Source organism: Devosia sp. 67-54, from assembly GCF_001899075.1.
GTDB lineage: Bacteria > Pseudomonadota > Alphaproteobacteria > Rhizobiales > Devosiaceae > Devosia_A.
On sequence record NZ_MKVA01000009.1, the window covers coordinates 88,257 to 112,039 of the forward strand.

The window sequence follows — 23,783 nt, forward strand, 5'->3', positions numbered from 1 at the left end:
CGGCATTGCCCAGACAACCGCGTGAGCGGGCGCCGTCGCGCGCGACCCTGCTGCTCGCCTCGAGCCCGGTGGTTCTCGGCCTCGTGGCAGCGATGGCGGGCGCCTCCCCTGCCCATGCGCAGGCCGTCAATCTGGGCGGCGGCAACAACATCGTCGCCGATGGCCGCACGCAGACCCACGTCACGGTGCAGGGCGCCAAGACCTCGATCACCACCGACACCGTGTCGCGCGGCACCGGCTTCAATTCCTTCTCCGACTTCCAGCAGGCCGCAGGCACGCAGGTCGACCTCTACGTTCCCGACGGCGCCGGCAATCTGCTCAACATCGTCCACAACGGCCCGGTCGTCATCGACGGCATCCTCAATGGCTACAAGGGCGGCCAGATCGGCGGAAACATCTACTTCTCGGACTCGCACGGCTTCGTGGTCGGGTCCAATGGCGTGGTCAATGTCGGCTCGCTGACCGTCAATACCCCGACCTCGCAATTTCTCGAGAATGTCGTTCTTCCCGATGGCACCGTCAACGATGCCGCGGCCGACCAACTGATGCAGGGGGCGATCCCGATTTCGCCCGACGGCTCGATCTCGATCGCCGGCACCATCAACGCCAAGGGCAACATCACCCTGCAGGGCCATGACGTCGACGTCACCGGCGGCCACATCAGCATCGACGATGCGCCCAATCACGTTGCGATCTTCAAGTCGACCGTCAACACCGGCGGCGTCAGCGAAGGCGGCAGGCTGGTGTCGCAAGGCGGCGAGATCCGCATCGTTGCGACCGATCAGGCGCGCCTCGGCGGCACCATCAAGACCAGCGCCCCCAAGACCGGCGGCCAGGGTGGCAAGATTGCCGTCAATGCCGGCAACATCACTATCGACGGCATGGCCCGGCTCACCGCCGACGGCGAGGTCGAAGGCGGCGGCGGCACCATCGATGTCGTCGCCGCCGACAAGCTGCTGGTCGAAGATGGCGCCCTGTTCAGCGCCCGCGGCGCCGGCAGTGGCATGGGCGGCTTCGTCGAGCTCAGCGGCAAGCTGGCGCAGATCGGCTCTATCGACGTTAGCCTCGGTTCCGATCGCGGCGCCGCCGGCACGCTGCTGTTCGATCCGTGGGATCTCTATATCGGCGGTACCCTCACGGACTCAGATGCATCGGGCGACTATTCGAGCGCACCCAACATCGTCACGCACGGCGCCAACGTGCTTTTGCAAGCTGACAACTCGATTACTGTCAGCTCAGGCGGCAAGATCGACACGACGAGCGCTACCGGTGATGCAGGCACGATCCGGCTCGAGTCGCGGCTGATCACGATCGCGGACAACGCTACCCTCGATGCTCAGGCAACCGGCATCCATGCCGCGGGGGACATCTTCCTCATTGCCTCGGCAACGGGCACGGCGCTCTCGCCCACGGCGGTGTCTGGCATCACCATCGGTTCGGTTGGCGGGACTGGTCCTACGATCTCAGGCAAGAACGTCACCTTCGCCGCCACGTCTGAGATAGGCTCCGGCCTTGCGCTGGTCGACGTTCCTGACGCCGAGGCAACTATTGGCGTCAATGGCGGCACTATCGACGCGACCGGAGCCTTTACAGCAACTGCCACAGCCTCGATTGAAAGCAGCATCGGCTTCCTGCCGGTCGGCGTCGTGGTGACCAACCTCAACGCGGCCGTCAACGTGAGCGGCAACGCACAGATCACCGCCGACAGCGCCAATCTCAGCGCCCTGGCTACCGTCGTCTCCGAGATTCAGACGATGTCGCTAGCGCCGCCCGGAACGCCTGTCGATGGCGCCGTTGCCGTCTCGACCGTCGACAGCAATGCGACCGTCGGCATCGCAGGCGACGCCAGTTTCAACGTCGCGCATGCGCTCGAACTTGACACCAAGAACGACATTACACTGATCGCCAACGCCACGCCGGCAACGGCAGCTCTCGGGATCAGCGTCGCAGTTGGTGTCATTGACGCTACGACCACGGCGGAAGTCGGAGGTAATGCCAGCGTTTCTACCGACAGTCTCGTGGTCAACGCGACGACGACGACCGCCGCCACGGTCACCGCGGCAGCGTCCGAGGGCGGCGGTGGCGCGCCGCAGCAAGGCGATCTTGCCAAGTCCATCCTCGACGACGACCGTTACAAGCCCGGCACCACGACATCGGAGGGCAGCGTCTCGGCCGTCGGTGGCTTTGCCATCACCGACCTGACCTCGACAACACTGGCGAAGATCGACTCGACCAGCAGCGTGACCGCGACGGGCGACGTCTCGCTGGCCGCCAAGACCAGCAACAGTGCCGAGACTACCGCCGATGGCTCGGCGGTCGACTCCAAGACCGGCGTCGGCGTTGCCGTGGCGTTCAACCTCGCCCATGTGAGCAACGACGCCATCGTCGATGGCCCGCTGCACGCAGGTGCGCTCGACATCACCGCCGGCATGCTCGCGCCCGACGGCAAGAACAGCTTCACCGCCACTGCGACGTCGGGTGCCGGCGCCAGCAATGTCGGCGTCGCCGGCTCGCTCGCGACCAATCTGGTGGACACCGAAAGCGTCGCCGGCATCGGCGGCAACGGCGCCGTGACGCTGTCTGGCGCTGCGGCCGACGCATCGATCGAAGCCGCCGACATCACCGAGACCAGCGCCAAGGCCACGCCCAGCGCGCCCGCCAGCGGCGACAAGGCCGGCATCGGCGCCTCCGCCGCGCTCAACATCGTCGCCAACCGCTCCACTGCGGAGCTCGCCAAAGACGCGACGCTCACCGGCGCGCGCAACGTGACGCTCTCGGCCGAGGGTGAGTTCACCGCCGAAGCGGAAGCCGAGGCCGGCGCCGAAGGCGGCATCTCGCTGACCCCGGCGCTGGGTCTCAGCCTGATCAACAACAGCACCACGGCGCAACTCGGCACGGGCGGCACGCTCGTCGCCACTGGCAAGGTCGACCTGTCGGCCATCCAGCAGGCCGACACCACCACCAAGGCGTCGGGCAAGGCGGTTGGCAGCAAGGCCGCCATCGGCGCCGCGCTGGCGCTCGCCATCGTCAACGATCAGGTGGTCGCCACCACCAACCGGTCGATCACCACGACGGGCACCGGCAATGTCGACTTCCTCGCCATGGGCGCCTCGTTCTCGAGCCTCGAGGCCGAAGCCAGCGCCACCGGCGGCGAAGAATCCAAGGACGACGGCTCGGCGCCCGCCGACGACCAGGACGTCGACGGCAAGGTCGACGCGCAGTTCACCGACGCCGAAGGCAAGCAGACCAAAGGCGGCGTCGGCGACAGCACGCAGAAGGACAAGACCGCCTCCGACGTTGGCGACAAGGACGGCCGCTCCGCCTCGACCAGCGAGGGCAAGGTCAGCGTCGCCGCGGCGGTCGGCGTCAATGTGCAGACCGCCAGCGTCAGCGCCACGGTGCCCGATACCCGGGTGATCACCGCCGGGGGCACGCTGACGCTGGGCACCGCGGCCAACACCGACGGCAGTGTCACCGCCAATGGCTCCGCGGTCGGCGAGGACGGCGCGGCGCAGTCCAAGGTGGGCATCGGCGTCGGTGTCGCCGTCAACAAGATCGCCGCCAGCAACATCGCCCAGCTCGGGGCCGCCGCGCATACGCTGGGCGGACTCAGGATCGAGGCGACAAAGACCGATATCGCGGCAAAGCTCGCGAATCCGACCAGCACCGCCATGCACACCGACGCCATCCTCGCCTCGGCCACCTCCGGGGCCGGCGCGTCCAAGGTCGGCATCGCCGGGTCGCTGGCGCTGAACCTCATCGACAGCGAGAGCACGGCCCGCATCGCCGACGGCTCGACCGTCACCATCACCGGAAGCAAGGCGGTCAATCTCAGCGCCGCGGGCGCGGGCATGGTCACGGCGACGGCGGCGCCGACGGAAAACGGTGGCGCCAGCGGCGATTCCGTCGGCGTCGGCGTGTCGGCCGCCATCAACATCGTCGCCAACCGCTCGACGGCGGAGCTTGCCAAGGACAGCGACCTGACCGGGGCCGATGCGGTGACGCTGCACGCCTCCGGCGACTTCACCACCAAGGCCGACGCCAAGGCCGGCTCGGCCGGCGGCATCTCGGTGACCCCGGCACTCGGCCTCAACCTCGTCAGCAACAGCACCACCGCGCAGCTCGGTGAGGGGACGACGTTCCACGCGGGCTCGCTCGATGTTTCGGCGACCCAGCTCGCCTCGACCATAACCAAGGCCTCGGGCGAGGCCGCCGGTAGCAAAGCCGCCGTCGGCGTCGCCCTCGCGCTGGCGCTCGTCAACGACGACGTGGTCGCCACCACCAGCCGCGATCTCGACATCGACAACGCCGTCAGCTTCACCGCCATGGGCGCCTCGTCGTCCGAGATCGAGGCCACGGCCAGCGCCAGCGGCGGCGAGGCGGCCAAGGACGACGGCTCCAACCAGGCTGGTGACAAGGACGTCGACGGCAAGGTCGACGACCAGCTCGGCACCGCCCAGAGCAAGCAGACCGATTCCAAGGTCGGCGACAGCGCGCAAAAGAGCAAGACCGCCTCGGACGTCAACGACAAGGACGGCCGCTCGGCCTCGACCAGCGAAGGCAAGGTGAGCGTTGCTGCGGCGGTCGGCGTCAATGTGCAGACCGCGACCGTCAGCGCCACGATCCCCGACACCGTCGCCGTCACTGCCGGTGGCACGCTGACCCTCGGCACCGCCGCCAACACCGACGGCAGCGTCAGCGCCGATGGCTCGGCGGTGGGCAAGGAGGGGGCGCAGGCGTCGCAGGTCGGCATCGGCGCCGCCGTTGCGGTCAACAAGGTCGCCGCCAGCAACGTTGCCCGCCTCGGCGACAACACCCACTCGCTCGGTGGGCTTACCATCGAGGCGCTGAAGACCGACGTCGCCAAGCAGCTCGCCACACCCAGCGTCGTTGCGACCCGCGACGACGATTTCTCGACCACGGCCAAGTCCGGCGCCGGCGCCTCCAAGGTGGGTATCGCCGGGTCGCTGGCGTTGAACCTCATCGATACCGAAAGCTCTGCCCGCATCGCCGGCGGTGCAAATGTCACCATCACCGGCACTGGTGCCGTCAGCTTGAGTGCCGAGGGCAGCGGCGGCGTCACTGCCACCGCGGCGCCCACCGACGAAGGCGGCGCCACCGGCGACAAGGCGGGCATCGGCGTCTCCGCCGCCGTCAACGTGCTGGCCAACCGCGCCATTGCCGAGCTCGAAAACGATGTGGTGCTGTCGGGCGTCGGCGCGCTGACCCTCTCGGCCAGCGGCACCTTCGCGGCCACTGCCGACGCCACCGCCGGGTCGGCCGGCGGAGTGTCGCTCACCCCTGCCCTCGGCCTCAACCTCGTCAGCAACAGCACCACGGCGCAGCTTGGCACCGGCGGTCTGCTGACCGCCGGCTCGGTCGACATCAGCGCCACGCAGGAAGCGACCACCACGACCAAGGCCTGGGCCGACGCCAAGGGCGGCACTGCGGCGATCGGCGTGGCCCTGGCGCTGGCGCTGGTCAACGACGACGTGGTTGCCACGACCTCGCGCTCGATCACCACCACCGGCTCGGGTGCCGTCACCTTTACGGCCATGGGCAAGTCCGAGGGCACGCTCGAGGCCAAGGCCGGAGCCAGCGGCGCCAAGGCAGCCGACGACAATGGCGAGGCGCAGGCCGGCGACAAGGATGTCGACACCAAGGTCAACGACCAGCTCGACACCGCTCAGACCAAGCAGACCGACTCCAAGGTCGGCGACAGCACGCAGAAGGGCGAAACCGGCACCGCCGTCGGCGACAAAAGCAGCCGTTCGGCCAAGACCTCCGAGGGCAAGGTGGCGGTCGCCGCCGCCGTCTCGGTCGATGTGCAAAAATCGAGCGTCACCGCCGTGGTGCCCGACGCAGTGGTGATCACCGCCGGCGGCAAGCTCACCATCGAAAGCGGCAACACCACCGGCGCCAATACCAGCGCCGACGGCAGCGCGGTCGGCGAGAACGGCAGCTCGTCCGGCGCACAGGTCGGCATCGGCGTCGGCGTTGCCATCAACGTCGTCAGCAAGACCAATATCGCGAGCCTCGGCAACGGCAGCCACAGCGCCGATGGCGTCGAGATCACCGCCCGGCAGTTCGGTGACCCCTTGGCCCCCGATGTCGATGACTACGAGACTACCGCCACCTCCGGCGCCGGCGGCTCGAAAGTCGGCGTCGCCGGCTCGCTGGCGCTCAACCTCATCAACGCCACCACTACCGCGCACATCCTCGGCGATATCGACGCGCACTCCGGCGCCTCCAGCATCAGCGCCGATCAGCGCATCACCGCCAAAGCCACGGCGGCTCCTTCCGGCAACGGCGCCAATGGCGGCAAGGTGGGCATCGGCGCCTCGGTCGCGCTCAACCTCATCACCGACAGCGTCACTGCCGAGCTTCCCAACGGCGTCACCTACAGCCATGGCGGCGGACTCGCCGTCAGCGCCAACAGCGTGCTCAACACCACCACCGAAGCTGAAGCCGGCGCCGGTGGCGGCGTCGCTGTCGACGCGGTGGTGGCGCTGGCCACGCTCGACCAGACGACCACGGCGCGCATCGGCAGCGGCGCGGCGATCGACACCGCCGGCGCCGTTACCATCGAGGCGACCAGCAGCGGCGACCAGGAGGCCTCGGCCAAGGGCGACACCAAGGCCGCGAGCGTGGGGGTCGGCGCCGCCGCGGCGATCATCATGGGCGGCGGCACGCAGGTCGGCGCGCTGTGGAACACCTCGGTCACCTCGGCCGAGCTGGCGCGCGACGTCACCGCGGCCTCGCTCGACATCTCCGCCGAAGCCGATCACGGCTATACCGCCGACGCCACGGCCACCGCCAAGGGCGGCAAGGAAGACACCACCACCACGCAGTCGGGCGGCAAAGCGACGAGCGCCGACGCGCTCGACAAGACCAAGGGCTCACAGCAGGGCGCCAGCGGCGGCGGCAAGGTGACGGTGGCGGCCGCCGTGGGTGTCGCGGCGGCGCAGGACGTGGTCAGCGCCCGGCTCGATGCGGTGACCGTGCACGTCACAGGCGACCTCAAGGTCGATGCCAGCAACAATACCGGCATGGCGGCCTCGGGCAGCGGACTGGCGGTCAACTCGTCGAGCAAGGTCGGCGTCGGCATCGGCGTCGGGCTCGGCATCATCAACAACACCACCAGCGCCACGATTGCCGACAACGCCCGGATCACCCAGTCGGGCAGCGTCGAGGTCAAGACGACGACGGCCGAAAACACCGATCCAGATTTCGCCGACAAGCTGACGGCGCTGGCCATCGCCGGCGCCTCGGCCTCCAAAGTCAGCGTCGCCGGTGCGCTGGCGGTCGGCATCTCCACCTCGTCATCCACCGCCGCCATCGGCGACAATGTCACGGTCAGCAGCAGCGGCGCCGTCAATGTGCTGGCCGACAACACCAGCAAGCTTTCGGCCAAGGCGCTGGCCGGCTCGTATTCGGGCGGCAATGTCGGCATCGGCGCTTCGGTCGCCACGGTCTATGCCGACCACAGCCTGACGGCCGCCATCGGCGCCGGCGACACCATCGGCGGTGCGAGCGTGTCCGTCAAAGCGCTCGATCACAAGTTCACCGGCACCGGCTTCTCGCTCGATTTCACCCATCCCGATACGCTGGTCGACCAGGCCAAGGACGCGGCGCAGCACGGCAGCCTGCTCGGCCAGGGCAATTATTATGCCGAGGCCATGGGGGGCGCGGCGGCGGGCAGCGGCGTGGCGGTGCAGGGCTCCTTCGCCGTCATGGTGTTTTCCGACGACGTCAGCGCCTCGATCGGCAAGAGCCTGGCCACGACGCCTGTCACTACGGCCACAACCGTAAACTCGAGTGGCGCAGTCGCCATCGAGGCTGGCAACGATCTCGTCGCCAGGGCGCTGTCGGGCGGCATCGCGCTGGGCAGCAGCGTCGGCGTCGGCGTCTCGAGTTCGGCGATCGACAGCACCGGCACCACCACAGCCCTGCTCGCGCAGAATGCGGAGGTCCAGAGCTCGGCCAGCTTCAGCGATGCGGCGCATGCGACGCAGGACATTCTCGCCATCGGCGTCTCCGCCGCCGCTGCCGACAGTAACGCGGTGGCGGGCGTCGCCACCGTCATCACCTCCGCCAACAGCGTCCAGGCGCTGCTGGCACTCAACTCCAGCGTAACCTCCGCCGGTAGTGTCACGCTCGGCGCCAGGAACGACTTCGACACCTTCAGCATTGCCGGCGGTGCGGCGGGGGGCGGCTCGAACGGTATTGGCGCAGCGGCGTCGGTGATCACCGTCGACAACGTCACGCGCGCGGCTCTCGCCGATGGCACGGGCACCGGTGATGCGGTGGTCATCGATGCCGGCGGCGCCGTCGCGATTTCTGCCGACGCTACGGAGACCGGCACCACCCTCACCGCGGCCGGCGCTGCGGCCGGCGAGGTGGCCGTCGGAGCCGGTGCCGCAGTCTACGTGCTCGACACCACCACCGAAGCGCTGGTCGGCAAATATGCAAAGATCGGCCAGAGCACGACCATCCGCCCGGCCTCGCTCGGCCTCGAGGCCAGCGACGACACCGACCTCACCACCATCGCCGGCGCCCTTGCTGGCGGCGGCACGGCAGGCGCCGGAGCCGGCGTCGCTGTTGGTGTCGTCGGCAAGACGACGTCAGCCCGCATCGGCGACGATGCCGCGATCTTTGCCGGCGATGTAAGCGTCGTTGCGAGCAGCAGCGAGAGCGCTCTTACGACGGCCGTGGGCGTCGGCATAGGCGGCACGGCAGGCCTCGCCGGTGCGGTCTCGGTGTATTCCGTCACCGACGTCACGACGGCCGAGATCGGCGACGCCGCGGTCTGGTCCAACGGTAATGCCGCCGTGCTCGCCGGCGACGATGTCGCTATCGACTTCATTTCCGGCGCCGCCGGCATCAGCGGCACAGCCGCGGTCGGCGCCGCCGCCTCGGTGGCACTGGTCACCACCACCACGCACGCGCTGATCGACGACAACGCCAGCGTCACGGCGCTGGGCAACGGCACGGCGGTCGACTACGTCACCGGCTACGCGCCGTCCCTCGGCAGCGGCTCCGGCGACTACGCGGCGCCCACGCCCACCGACTACGCCTATGCAACCACCGGCGCCGATGGCGAGGTGCTGAGCGCCGACGACGCGCAGCGCCAGGGCCTGCGCCTTCTGGCCCTGACTCGTAGCGCCACGCCGATCACCGCCAGCGGCTACGGCGTCGTCGTCAACGCCAGCGGCGACACCTCCGTGCGCTCGCTGGCCATCGGCGCCGGCGTCAGCGGCACCGCCGGCATCTCGATCTCGGCCAACGTGCCGGTCATCGACACCGACATCGCCGCCAGCATCGGCGCCAACACCAAGATCAACGTCGACAACGACACCTCGCCCAACGCGAACCAGTCGGTGATCGTCGCAGCGGCCGGTGATGTTTACCGCGCCGGCCTCTCCGGCTCTGTCGGGGGTGGCACGGTCGGCATCGGCGGCGGTCTCGAGACCGCGATCCTCAGCCCCACCATCACCGCCTCGATCGGCAATAGCTCGACCGTCAACGCCAAGCGTGACGTCATCGTATCGGCCTCCGGCCACGAGGACATCGTGGGCGCGGCGGCAGCGGCCGGAGCCGGCGTCACGGTCGGCGTCTCTGGCGGCGTCACCGCTTTCGCGCTGAACAGCCACACTCACGCCGGCATCGGCAATGGCGCGACCGTCACCGCCGGCGGCAATGTCGTGGTGGCGGCCGACGACGTGACGCGGACAGGCATGGTGGTCGGCTCCCTGGCCATCGGCGCCACCGGCGGCGGCGTCGGCGGCAGCCTTGGCCTGTCGCTGCTCACCAAGAACACAAATGCGACCATCGCCGATACCGCCTCGGTCACGGCCCTCGGCGGCGGCAGCGCACTCACCCCTTGGTCGGGCGCCGATTTCAGCGCCACGCAGGCGGCGCAGGGCGTCATCGTCACCGCCAATTCCAACGAAAGCGTCTTCACCCTCTCTATCGCGGGCGCCGGCGGCTTGTTCGCCGGCATCGCCGGCGCCGTGTCGGTGCAACTACTCGATATCACCACCACTGCAGCGATCGGCGACGCCACCATCAACGGCGACAATACCGGTGCCAACAGCGCCCAGGACGTGGTTGTGGTGGCGCGCGACAGCACCAGCGTTGCTGCCATCGACGGCGGCCTCGCCATTGGTGCGGTGGGGCTTGCCGGCGCCGTCGACGTCGGCGTGCTGCGCAACACCACAGCCGCCTCGATCGCCAACGGTGCGACTGTCAACGGCAAGGACCGCGTCGAAGTTGCCGGCCTGCAGCAGACCGATGTCGATTCCACCGTGGTCAGCGCAGCGGGCGGCATCGTCGGCATCGCCGCCGGCGTCTCGGTTTATTCCATCGGCGACGGCATCGACCCCAACAGCAAGGGCAATGCCGAGCTGCAATCGGGCGGCAGCAACCCCGGCGACTATGCGCAGGGCCAGCTCGGCAACAGCACCGTCAACGACCTGCTCGCCTCCTCGGACGATACGCGGATCAACGATATCGGCACCCGCATGGCGGCGGCGCGCGCCGGCGTCAATGTCGCCAGCCTCAACACGCAGGCGAGCACGCCGGCCGGCACCTCGGCCAGCATCGGCAACGCCGCGGTCACTGCCGGCGGCGCGGTGACGGTCGCCTCGCTCGATACGCTTGGCACCGATGCCACCACCGGCGCGGTCGGCGTCGGCCTTGGTGGCCTCGGCGCCGGCGTCGGCGTGGTGGTGGTCGATACCACCAACACCGCGCAGGTGACGGGCAGTTCCACGCTCGGCGCCGGATCGCTCGCCGTCACCGCGACCACCACCCACACGCTCGACACTCACAGCCTTGCGGCGGCGTTCGGCGCCCTCGGCGCTGAAGCCTCGATCGCCATCCTCATCGACAACGCCACGACCACCGCCAGCATCGATGGCATGACCATCGCCACCTCCGGCGCGGTCGTCGTGCTCGCCACCGACCAGCGCACTGCCAACACGAAGGCCGATGGCGCCTCGTTCGGCGGCGTCGCGGTGGGTGTGTCGGCGGCAGCCGTCAATCTCGGCGGCTCAGTGACCGCGTCCCTGCACAATGCGAGCATCGGCACCAGCGGCAGCCGTGCCGGCAGCGTCACGGTCAGCGCCTCGAGCCGGAACAGTGCCAAGACCTCGGCTCTCGCGGCCTCGGGCGGCCTCGGCCTCGCGGCGCAGGGCTCCGACGCCGAAGCCAACACCACCACCCTCGTGTCGGCGCTCGCCGACGGCGCCACCATCTATGCCAGCGGCGCGGTCTCGATTGCCGGTAGCGCCGCCGGCCGCGCCTCCGCCGACGCCACCGGCTTCGCACTGGCCGGCATCGTTGCGGCCGGCGGCTCCTTCGCCCATGCCAACGTCGCCGAGCAGGTCGCGACCACCGTCGGCGGCCACAGCCTGATCGACGCCGGCAGCATCAGTATCGCCGCCGCGGTTACGCCCGACACCACCACTCCGGCGGTCGATGCCAGCGCCACCGGTTCGTCAGGCGCCATGGTGGGCCTCACCGCCACCGAGTCCAAGGCAACCAATAGCTCCTCGGCCAAGACCCTGGCCGAAAACAGCACCCTCACCGCGAGCGGCCTCGTTGCCGTCACCGCGACCACCGCCACCTCGCAGCACGCCAGCGCCAGCGGCTTCGCCGGAGGGCTGCTGGCGGCCGGTGCCAACGTTGCCCAGGCCGACTCCACCATCGTCACCACCGCGCTCTTCTCCGACATGACGGGCGTCACCGGCGGCAACGTCGACCTGCACGCAACCGGCACCGATACCAACGTCGCCGACGCCGTGTCCGGCAGCGGCGGCCTGATCGCCGGCGCCGCTGCCGACGCCTCCACCAATTCCGTCAGCACCACCCGTGCCGCCGCCAACACCAGCTCGAGCGCGGCCAAATACCTGATCTCGGCGCTCGGCGGCACGGTCGATGTGGCCGCCACCCACACCGCCAATTTCGGCGGCAGCGTCGACAGCACGCAGGCCTCGCTGGTCGGCGCCAGCGGCGCCAGCATCGAGCACGCGGTGACGGCCACGGTCGACGCGCATCTGGGCGACAACACTTGGCTGCTCGCGACGAACCTCGCCGTCGCGGCGCACAATCTCATCCACAATTACTTCATCAACGAGCCGACTGGCTCCACGAGCTTCAATCCGGATAATGGCGGCTGGAACGTCGATTCAGGCTCCGGCGGTCTGGTGAACCTGCCCGCCGGCAGCGTCACCGTCGAGCTTACCCAGAACACCAGCGCCGCCATCGGCACGAACGCCGACGTGCACCTGGTGGCGCCCACCTCCGGCGTTTCCTCGCTATCGCTCGAGGCCTACAACGACACCGTCTCGCACCAGAAGGTGAAGCTCGATTCCGGCGGCGCCATCGCGCTGGCCGAGACCTACGGCGAGATCACATCGACGGCCAATGCCGCCGTATCGGTCGGTGACACCGGCAGCATCATCGTCGATATCGGCGATGTGGCGCTCGCCGCCTGGGGCGATGCCGATCTCGGCGCCCGCGCCGCCGCCACCACCTATGGCCTCGCCGGCGCACCGTCCGGCCGCGCCTATGCCACCTATACCGGGAACAACACCGTCACCCTCGGCCAGAACGTCAGGCTCGAGGCCAGCGACGGCATCGATCCCACCGACGGCTCGCTGCCGAGCAGCGGCACCGTGTCGCTTTCGGCCGGCACCGGCCTCGACGGCACGCCGCAATCGCTGCGCCTCGCCACCACGGTCGATCTCTACAACAAGACGGCGATCCCGATCTCGACCACGCCGGACGCTCGCTCCACCGTTCACTCCAACCCCGGTGTTACCGTCGGCGCCGATCCCGCGACCTATCCGGATTCATCGGGCGCCTATGGCGTCAACGCGGCCGGCGACATCATGCTGCGGGCCAACCGCGGCAACATCGATGCCACCGCGGTCGGCACCGGCAAGGACATCTATCGCGAGGAATTGGCCAAGGCCGCGAGCGCCGTCTCCAACCTCTTCGGCGGCGGCGACGTCACCTTCGACTATCATGGCGGCACCGTCACCAAGGACGGCCAGGCCGTGGTGACGATCAATGGCCTCGTCGACACCGGCCTGCAACGCCACAAGGTCATCACCTTCGACTATGCGCCCAATTGCGATACGCTGACCGCGGCCTGCCTCGCCTCCACCGCGGCGTACAACATCAAATACACGACCAGCGGTCCCAAAACGGTCGGCACTGAGATCGTCCAGCGCGTCGCCGAGCTCAACAAGCTGCTGAGCCAGTACAGCAGCGACCCCGTCGCCGCCGGCGCCTACCGCTCCGAAATCACCTTCCTGCAAAAGAAGCTCGTGGCGCTCGGACTCGGCACATTCGACAGCAACGGTAATTTCGTCGCGGGCACCTATGCCGGCCCGTCACCGCGCGATGCTGCGCTGGCGAACGTCGCCGACACGCAGACGCAGATCAGCACCGCCAACACCAATCTCGTGATGAGCACCAGCGTCGCCGATCCGGGCAGCGTGACCCTCAGCGCCAGCCTCGTTTCCGCCTATAGCGATGCGACGCACGGCCTCGTGGCCAGCGCCAATGCTGCCAAGGACAGTGTCTCGTCCAACGCCAATTTCAGCAAATATTACGACGCCAAGAAGGGCAATGGCGACGACAACCCCGATTACGACGCGACGTTCCACAACGCCTACGATGCGCTGGTGGCGGCGATCAGCGCCGGGCAGACGGCCGCCAACGCCGTGCAGACCTACATCTCGGGCGCTCCCAACGACACCACGAGCAATGCCTATCATCAGGGCCAGATCGACAGCCTCGTCGCCCAGATCCAGAGCCTCGAGACCGACCTCGCCAACGCGCTGCTCAGCAACGACGGCACCGCCTCAACGATCGCCACCAGCATCGGCAACAAGCAGACCCAGCTTGCCGCCGAGATCACCGCGATCAACAACAACAACAGCGCCATCGCCACGCAGTCCGCGGCGGCCAGCTCCAACGCCGCGCTGGTGTCGCAGGACCTCACCACGCTGTACAACAAGCTCGGCCTCAGCACGACCGGGCTCGATGCGGTGCGCAGCGCCGTGAGCGGCGTCACCCCGCAGGGCGACCCCGCCAATGGGCACCAGCCCGGCATCGCCGACTACAACAGTAGCCTGCAGAGCGCGCTGACCGCCTCGAGCACCAAGATCACGGCGCTGACCGGATCGGGCAGCGGCTCGGTGTCGGCCCAAGTGACCGGCCTCAACACCCTTGCCAGCACGCTCGCGACGCAGACCGCCGCCGCCGCGACTGCGGCGACCTCGAACGGCTCGCCCACCGCCTACTCCATCGACGTCGCCGATACGGCCGCGCGGCTGGGCAATATCTCCATCGTCGCCGATCAGTTGAATGGCGCCGCCACCGGCGCGCTCAAGGCTTACGGCGATGCGGCGATCAGCATCACCAACAACACCGCCAACACGCTGACGCTCGGCAATCTGCTGATCCCGGACTACGACGCCGGCAATGTCCGGTTCAACGGCGCCCTGGTCACCAGCAGCGGCGACATCAACGCGCTCAATGCCAGCGGCTCGGGGGCCAATTTCGGCCCAGGCTCTGTCGTCACCGGGGCAACGTCCAGCCGGCCGCAGGTCACCATCGTCTCGAACTACAATCCGGACTCGACGACCTACTACGATCCCCACAGCACCGACCAGCGCTACAACGCCTCGCATCTGCCGCCCGACATCATCCTCAAATCCGGCAAGGCGATCGACAATCTGACGGGCGCGGTGAACATCACCAGCGCCGCCGGCAACATCTATGTGCAGGGCGTCATCAATGCCGGCTCGGTGAGCATCCTCGCCAAGAACGGCGATTTCGTTTCGAGCTACGTCAACGGCTTCGACCATATCGGCGGCGATCCGGCGAGCTTCAACGACCCGACACGCGCCCAGGAAGCCGGCAAGGGCATCACCGCCAACGGCGCAATCTCCATCGCCGCACGGTATCTCAACATCAACAGCACCATCCAGAGCGGCATCGCCGACTGGACGCTCGATCTCGACGGCACCGAAAAGCTCACCCTCTCCATCGCCGACGCCGCCGCGATCGGGCTCAACTCAGGTGACGTGCAGGCCAAGCTCGATGCCTTCAAGACCGCGGTTCAGGCCGCGACCGACTCCACCAGCACGCCGTCGCCGCTGATCGATCTCGGCACCGATTCCGGGGGCCGGCACATCTACCTGAACATGGCGCCGGAAGGCGTCGACACCGCCGACCTCAAGGACAAGATCGCGGCCTATGTTGCCGGCGTACATGCCGGCGGCAGCCTGCCCAATCCGGTGGTGGCGGTGAAGCTCGCCGCCGATTCCACCAAGACGGTCACCGTCAACATCAAGGATTTCCTGTCCGACCAGGTGACCGGCCGCATCGAGTTCAGCATGGCGACGGCGGACGCCTATGCCGCGGCCAACACCTCGGCGCGCGCCGTCTACAGCGTGATCAGCCCGACCAGCAATATCGGCGTCTCGTACGACGCACGGCATGCCCAGTACGAGGTCGACGGCACCAGCGTGCATGGCGGCTCGATCCAGCTCTACGGCCAGATCATGAATACCGCCTCGAGCGGCGGGCAGCTGAACGTGCTGGACGGTTTCGGCACCATCGACATCGCCAACAGCAGCGCCATCCCGGTCGTTCTCGCCACGCTCAAGACAGGCGACGATCCCACCGGCAGCGGGCGCGGCACCGCCGGCGTGATCGACATCATGGACATCACCGGGGTCAACGTCAGCAACCCCGCAACGCCGGTCGTGTCGGCGACCCACACGATCTATACCCGCGACTACGACCCGCTCACCCCCAACTCCGGGCAGGTCAAGAAGCAGGCGCAGAGCGGCTTCATCGACAGCCAGACAGGCAACTTCGTCGACGGCGCCGGCCATGTGCTCGACACGACGCTCGTCGCCAAGGTGTGGGACGGCACCGACCGAAACACGTCCTACGCCACGACCGCCGGCCAGCGCTATGTGTGGACCACCGGCGACTATTACGAGGCGTCGACCGACTTCGAGACCGGCGGCACGCGGCTGTTCGGCAGCGACGATCTCACGGTCAACTCATTCACCAACCTGACCGCCACCAGCGGTCCGACGCAGACGGCGCATGTCCGCCTCGACGACGGCACCTATATGACGCTGGCCGGCGACATGACACGGACCGGCAATGACACGGTCTACAGGTCGGGCTCGACGGCCGGCATCATCATCGTGCCGGCTGACCAGTCGGTGTCGTCGATCCCGAACACCGATTCGAGCATCCTGCCGTTCGAAACCTCGACGCACAGCTTCCTGACGCTGAACGATCTCGAGCCGAACGGGTCGAGCTCGAGTTGCGTCTGGTGGACCGCCTGCATCGCGTCGGACTACACCTATTATTACAAGCTGACGCAGCACTATACGACCATCACCACCAACTCGCTGAAGGCCGATAACCCCATCGGCATCAACTTCATCGGCTCCGATACCGGCGCGATCACCGTCAATTCGTCCAGCGACGTGGTGCTCACCAACAGCGTCAGCGCCAACAACGGCACCGTCAGCATCAAGACCACCGGCACCGGGTCGATCATCGAGGGCAACCTTGCGGGCCAGATCGTCGCGCGCAGCGCCGACCTCGAAGCTGCCGGATCGGTCGGCGGCGTCACCTGGACGGCCGACCCCAGCGCGCCGACCGCAGCCGCGATCGCGGTGACCCTTGATGGCCCCCTGACCGCCAAGGCCGCCAATGGCGATGTCGACATCACCTCGCGCAGCGACCTCAAGGTGGCTACGATCACCGCCGCCCGCACCACAGGCACCGCCGCGGTCAACCTCACGACCAGCAAGTCGATCAGCGGCGTCGACGCGAACGCCCGTATCGAAGCGCCGCGCGTTACCCTCACCGCGCTCAACGGCTCGGTCGGCTCGACCGCCGACGGCCAGCAATTGCTGGTCAACACCGGCTTCCTCTACGGCGACACCACACGGGCCTTCGGCAACCCGGCGATCACCAACCCGACCCTTGGCCTCTCGGTCACCGCCGGCGGCGACATCGGCATCAAATCCAGCATCTGGAGCGGCAACGCCGACGGCACCATGCTGCTCGACCAGGTGCTGTCGCTGGGCGGCGATGTCCGGCTCGTCTCCACCGGCCAGATCCTCGACAACAACCCCAACGAGACGATCGACCAGCGCACCTACGCGCAATTGCTGTCCTACTGGAACACGCTCGGCCTGCTCAACGATCCGAACAGCACCAACGACGCCAACGACCTGAAGCAGGCGGCGACCATCAAGGCCTACGAGAATTCGAGGACGCAGGCCTACGACCAGTACTGGCAGATCCGCCGCCTGCAGGCCGATGGCGGCACCACCTACGATGCGAGCTTCCAGTACACGCTCGATCCGTCGTCGGCGCAGTACACCGCGCTCAGCCAGCAGTTCGACGCCCAGGTGCGCGCCGCCAATCCGGGCTACACCGACACGCAGGTCGCCGCCGCGGTGACGCAGAAGCTCGGCGATTTCGTGGACGGCCAGACCGAACTCTACCATGACCTCAATGCCGAGGTCGGCGCGCTGACCACCAGCTACGATCCGGGCTATCGCTACCACGCCAGCGATACCGAAAAGACCAGCCTGACCGATGGCGCCGTGTGGACCGATCGCGAGCTCGCCTTCTCGCTGACGCCGGGCGCGCTAAAGACGGTGACGGCCACCAATCCAGTGATCAAGGACCCCAACGTCTCCGGTCGCAAGGTCACGCTCGAGGCCCAGACGAGCGTCGGCGAGACCATCGGTGCCGGCACGCCGACGCCGGGCATCCGTATCGCCGCCGACATCGCCCCATCGGCGCTGACGCTGGACCAGAAGGTGGCGTTGGCCTCGGCCGAACGGTCCGACCTGCAACTCGATGTCGTCTATCACGGCGTCACGCAGCACATCCCGCTCGGCGCCGACTACACCACGCTGACGCCCGACCAGCAGGCCGCGCTCGACGCTGCGGCGGCGCACACCTTGCCCACGTCCGACATCACCATCGTCGTGCTCAGCAAGCGCCCGCTGAACTTCAATGCGACCGGCAGCCTCAACGTCACCGTCGCCGACGCGCCCGACACCACGCTCGACAAGGGCGACGCCTACCTGGCGTCGCGCCAGGATGGATTGCTCGGCAACATCACCGTGCCCGGCGAGACGCGGATCAAGGTGCTGGGCAACATCGCCAACGCCCTCAGCAGCCACCTCGCGACCGGCAACCTCGTGCTCGAGGCCGCGCAGGGCAGCATCGGCACCGCCATCACGCCACTGCAACTCGGCCTCAACACCAACGCCACGCTTACCGCCCGCGCCCAGGGCGGCGTCAACCTCGACTTCACCGGCGATGCCCGCATCGACACGGTATATTCGCCGCAGGACGTCAACCTCGACACCGATAGCTCGCTGCTCAACGCCAACAGCGACCAGTTGATCAACATCCTCGGCACCAACGTGCGGCTGCACGCCCAGGGCACCATCGGGTCGGCCGCCAGGGCGCTGAATGTCGGCAACAATCAGGGCGGCGGCATCACCGCCAGCGCCGGCGGACTGATCAATCTCTACGGTCCGTCCAACAGCCTGTTCGTGGTAAAGTCGGCCGCGTCGCAGGCTGCCTCGATCACCCTCACCGCCGGCTTCGAAGGCATTCTCGACGGCAGCGCCGACGCGCCTGGCCGCGTCACCCTCAACGCCGGCGGACGCTTCATCATCAGCGGCACGAGCACCGTGCATTCTACCGCCGGCGACGTCCTTGTCGACGCCGGCTCGCTCAAGATGATCAACGGCGCGGCAATCACCGCTGACATCGGCCGCGTGCTGATCGACACCGATGGCGACGCGCTCGTCACCGGCATCACCAGCGGTTCGACTAACCCTTACGCCGTCGACATCACCGCCGGTGGCCATGTCATCGCCGCGACCGACCCCGACCGCGCTTACGACATCAAGGCGATGAGCGCCGGCGCCGGCGTTCGCATCACCGCCGCGCTCGGCATCGGCGACCTGACCGAGGCCGACGACAAATGGGCCGACGGTCCCAGCGATCCTGCCGGCGGCGCCAACGCCATCACCTCGGTCGGCAACGCGCTGCGCATCCTGAGCTCCAGCGTCACCCTCGATGCGGCCGCCGGCGACATCTATGCCGACCTGCTCGCGCCGGACGTGACGCTCAATCTCAAGGCCGGCAGCGGCAACGTCTATATCGAGGCAGCGGGCAAGCTGAACATCGGCGACTTGCAGGTGAAGCGGGAACTGACGCTGGGCGTCAACGAGCTCAGCGGTCATATCACTCAAGTGCCGCCGGGACCCGATCCGCTGCGACTGTCGATCACCGGCTACCATGGTGGCATCGGCACCTCGGCCAACCTCGTGGTCGACGCGCCCTCCGGCCTGATCATGCCGATCCTGCGCTTCTACGACAGCCAGATCGAAACCACCGCCAAGAGCGTCGCCATCCTCAGCGCCTATGTGCCCGGATCGCTGCGTCTCACGACGCCATTCCAGACGCTGTGGGTCGACGACCGCTCGCCTCGGCCGACACCGGGCAGCAATGCCCAGATGTATCAGCCGGACTACGCCTTCTCGCTCGATCTCGACACCTACCACACCACCACCAACGCCTTCGTCGTCTGGTACGACCCCACCGCCCAGATCACCAATCTGCTGAACGGTTTGCCGGTCGACGGCGCCAGCCTCGTCCGCGATACCGTGCGGCTGATGACCCACAACGATCCGCTGCAGGTGTTGCTGATTGTCACCGTCGGACCCGATGGCGAACCGGTGCAGCACGAATTCTTCTTTGACGAAAAGGGCCACCGTGTTGTGATAGATGGCGTGGTCTATCCCGTCGGCGTCGTCGGCGATGGCCCGGCGGTGCAGCTCAGCGAGGCGAATTGACGATGCGGCAGGCGGGTACATGGCTCCCGTCCAGGGCGGCGGCTCCCGCAGCTGCGGCATTGGCCCTGGCGCTGGCACTGGGCGGCCCCGCGGTCGCCCAATCCGATCCGGCCAGCAAGGTGCTGCAGCAGACCGAGCGCAACGCCGAAACGCTGCGCGACGCCACGCAGCCGCCTCCCGGCGGCGTGGTGAGCACGCCGTTGCAGCGGGCGGAGCTGCCGCCCCCTGGTGGTCCGCTGGTGCAGCTCAGATCGGTGACCTTCGAGCCACCCTCGGCCTTCCTGAGCACGGCCGAGCTCGACGCCATCATCGCGAAATATGTGGGCCGCAAGGTCGATTTCTCGCAGATCTCGGCCCTGGTCCGCGACGTCAACGATCTCTACGCCAAGAAAGGCGTGGTGACCGCAGGAGCCATCCTGCCGCCGCAGAACCTGACGGCCGGCAGGCTGACCGTCCGTCTCGTCGAGGGACGCGAGGGCGCCGTCAGCATCGTCGGCCAGCATGTGACCAGGAACGACATGCTGCTCAAGGCCGTGCGGCTGACGCGCAACGGCGACATCGTCGACGTGCCGACAGCGTCACAGGACATCGCCCGCTTCAACAGCACGCATCACGCCCAGCTCAGCCTGCTGCTGCAGCCTGGTGCCCAGTTCGGCATGACCGACATCACCCTGGGAGTGCGCGAACCGGCGCCCAATCTGTTCCAGCTGACCCTCGACAATCAGGGCGTCGCCTCGACCGGCGAGATTCAGCTCGGTGCCATGTTCCAGAAATACGGCATGCTGGGCATCGACGACCAGTTGATGGTGCTGGCGACCGCGACCCGCGGCAGCCTCGCCGGTACCGTCAATTTCGACATGCCGTTCGGCCACGTCGGCACCCGCATCTCGCTCGGCGCCACGGCCTCGGCCATCAAGGTCATTGCCGGGCCCACCAAGCCGCTCGACATCACCGGACGCTCCGACGCCGTGACCGCCACATTGACCCAGGCGCTCTACACCGGCATGGATTTGACGGCCATCGCCCTCGCCACCCTTTCGTCCGGCACGTCGCAATCCTTTGCGGCGGGAACGCCCATCGTCGATACCAACGTGCTCAAGGCGTCGCTCGGCGTGGCCGTCAGCTACTCCAACGCCCGCCTGTCGATCGGGGCGCAGCCGCAGATGATCTACGCGTCGGCCGACGATCATCTGTTCGCGACCAAGCGCGGCATCTGGCTGTTCGCCGGCAACGCCAATGGCAGGATCGCGCTGTCGGACTCGTTCAGCATCACCAGCCGCGCCGCCTGGCAATATACGCGCGAGCAATTGCTGCCCGGCAGCCTGCTGTTCCAGATCGGCGGCTACAACAGCGTACGCGGCTACCCGTCCGATGGCGTCGGCGGCGACAGCGGCTTCTTCGCCCAGACCGAGTTGCACTGGACCGGCTCCGGCCAGACCGAAGGCCTCGATGTCTATGGACTGCTCGATATCGGCCGTGTCGTTTCCACCTTCCCGGCGAGTACCAACATGGCCTCGCTCGGCGCCGGCTGGACCTACACCCTGCCCGGCCGCGCCAGCCTCGATATCAGCGCCGCAGCACCCATCCTGCCGGCCATCGCCGGCCAGCCGAGTCTCGCCGTCTATGCGAAGCTGACCGGCACGCTGCAATAGCGCCCGATCAATCGGCCGCCTGCAACCGCTCCGACAATTTCGGCAATGCACCGAGGCTGATGAGGTGCGCATAGATCGGACGCAGGAATTTCTGTCGCTGCAGTTCGGCGAGATCGGGCTCCGGCAGAGCGTTGAGCGCCTCCTCGTCGACCACCATCAATCCGTGCACGACCACCGACTGCGCGTCCGGCGGCTTGGCCTCGAGCGTCACCGACCGAAACAGCTTCAACCGCTGCAGCGTCATGCAGAACTCGTCGGTGCGCTGCGCACCGAGCCGATAGTTCTCGGCCAGGGTCAGCGCCTGCGTCACCACCGGTGCCGGCGCTCCCGTCTCCAGAAACAGCGGCTCGCCCGTATCGCCGAGGCCCGCAAACGCGCCGTCGACGCACAGGATCGGCTGCCCGCCGGGCACGTCGCCCATGATGAAGGGGTAGCGCCGCAGATAGGCCGGGACATAGCTGCCGGCCCAAAGCCCCTCCGCCGTCACCAACAGGTTCTGGTTGGGCTTGAAACCGACGACGAACACCGCTGCGGGCTTGTCCGCGCCCGGCAGGAACGCCACCGGCATGACGCCAGCCGCCGCGCTGAATTCCTCTGCCAGCGCCGGGATCAGATTGGCATCGCCGGCAAAGCGGTAAGGCCTGGCAATCGGGGCGAGTCGAAGGCTGCGATGCGCGGCGCTGTCGAGCGGCACGATGCGCTGGTAAAAAAGAGGATTGACCATCTTTTGACGCTAGCACGCGCCGCTGCAACGGTCACCACCTTGCCACCGTAACGTCGCTTCAAAGGTCGTTGGCCTGCGGCAGGATCACGAGGTCGCGGATGGTCACGTTGCGTGGCCGGGTCAGCATGAAGGCGACGGCGGCGGCCACCTCGCTGGCTTCCATCAGGTCGCCCGCGGCGCGCGCGGCGTCGAGCTTTTCCTGCGGCCAGTCGCTGATCAGCCCGGTGACCACCGGACCTGGCGCCACGGCGCCGACGCGGATGCCGTGCCTTGCCACCTGCCGCCGTACCGTATGCACGAACGCCTGCACCGCATGCTTCGATGCCGTGTAGATGGGCTCCCACACCACCGGCACCAGCCCCGCGATCGAGCTCGTCATGATGATGTCGCCGGTCCGCCGCTCCACCATGTGCGGCAGCACCGCGCGCACCGAGCGAAACGCCGCGTTGACGTTGAGGTTCAGCATCCGGTCCCACGCATCGGGATCGCCCTCCGCCACCTCGCCGCCGACATACGAGCCGGCATTGGCGTGAAAGATGTCGAGCGGGCCGACGAGATCGACGATGGCCGGGAGCATGCGGTCGACGCTGACGCCGTCGAGCAGGTCGATACGCAGCGGGAACGCATTGTCGCCGAGGTCGCTCGCCGCCCGCCGCAGGGCCTCCTCATCCCTGTCGATCAGCACCACGCGCGCGCCCAGCGACAGCAGCTCACGGGCGCAGGCGAGGCCAATGCCAGACGCGGCTCCCGTGATTGCGGCACTCTTGCCCTGCAGCATTGTCAGACTCCATTCTCCGATTGCTCGGCGCGGTCCCTGCGAGGCTCGGCTGCCGGAAGACAGATCCGCTTCAGCAGATCCATCTGCTGCGCAATCAGTACCCGACGCTCGGCCTGCGCGTATTGGCTCCAGGTTTCGAGGAAGTAGCGGTCACAGGCTTCGACCATCGCCATGACCGACTGGATCAGCAATTCGTCCGGCAGGTCGCTCCGCACCACGCCCAGCGTCATGCCGTGCCGCAGCAGCGACGCCACCCAGGCTTCGACCGATCCCATCGCTCCCGCGGCGGGCCCCCTGCCCTTTTCGTGATGCCGGAAGCGGTGGAACAATTGTCCGACCCGCACATACCAGGCGTTGCGCTCGGAGAATGCCACGCCCTTCAGGAACAGCGCCTCGATTTCCGGCCAGAAGCTCTCGGCCGTCAGCGTGCGATAGTCGAAGCCGCCGATGTCGCGCACGAAATGCTCAAACACGGCCTGGATCAGCTGCCCGAACAGATCCCGCTTGTCTTCGAAATAATAGTAGAGCGAGCTCTTGCCGATGCCGGCGCGCTCGATGATGCGGTTGAGCGACGCAGCCTCGTAGCCCTGTGCGGCGAATTCCTCGGCCGCGCTCTCAAACAGCTTGTCGCGCCGTTCCGGCGACATGCGCTTCAGTCGTTCCCTGCTCATGCAAATCTATTTGCC

Annotated in this window: 5 protein-coding genes; 2 read left to right on the forward strand and 3 right to left on the reverse strand. The window is 67.8% G+C overall.

What is annotated here, in order from left to right:
- The first annotated feature begins 5 nt into the window (after nt 1-5).
- Complete coding sequence (locus BGO82_RS15730) at nt 6-19,943, forward strand: leukotoxin LktA family filamentous adhesin (protein WP_291306564.1); 19,938 nt, start codon at nt 6-8, stop codon at nt 19,941-19,943.
- Nucleotides 19,944-20,002: 59 nt separating this feature from the next.
- Nucleotides 20,003-21,595 (forward strand): ShlB/FhaC/HecB family hemolysin secretion/activation protein, encoded by a 1,593-nt coding sequence (locus BGO82_RS15735; protein WP_291306565.1) that lies wholly within the window; start codon nt 20,003-20,005, stop codon nt 21,593-21,595.
- 7 nt (nt 21,596-21,602) lie between these two features.
- Here the strand turns inward: BGO82_RS15735 and BGO82_RS15740 are convergent, their stop codons facing one another.
- Genes BGO82_RS15740 through BGO82_RS15750 form a run of 3 tightly spaced genes read right to left on the reverse strand, consistent with a single transcriptional unit; the run spans nt 21,603 to nt 23,768 of the window.
- Entirely contained in the window at nt 21,603-22,319 is a 717-nt protein-coding gene (locus BGO82_RS15740) for a SapC family protein (protein WP_291306566.1), read from the reverse strand.
- A gap of 58 nt (nt 22,320-22,377) precedes the next feature.
- Nucleotides 22,378-23,097: an SDR family oxidoreductase gene (locus BGO82_RS15745; RefSeq protein WP_291306567.1), complete on the reverse strand. Its 720-nt coding sequence runs from the start codon at nt 23,095-23,097 to the stop codon at nt 22,378-22,380.
- A 2-nt stretch (nt 23,098-23,099) separates the two neighbouring features.
- A complete protein-coding gene (locus tag BGO82_RS15750; RefSeq protein WP_291306568.1) occupies nt 23,100-23,768 on the reverse strand; it encodes a TetR/AcrR family transcriptional regulator in 669 nt (222 codons plus the stop codon).
- Nucleotides 23,769-23,783: the final 15 nt, after the last annotated feature.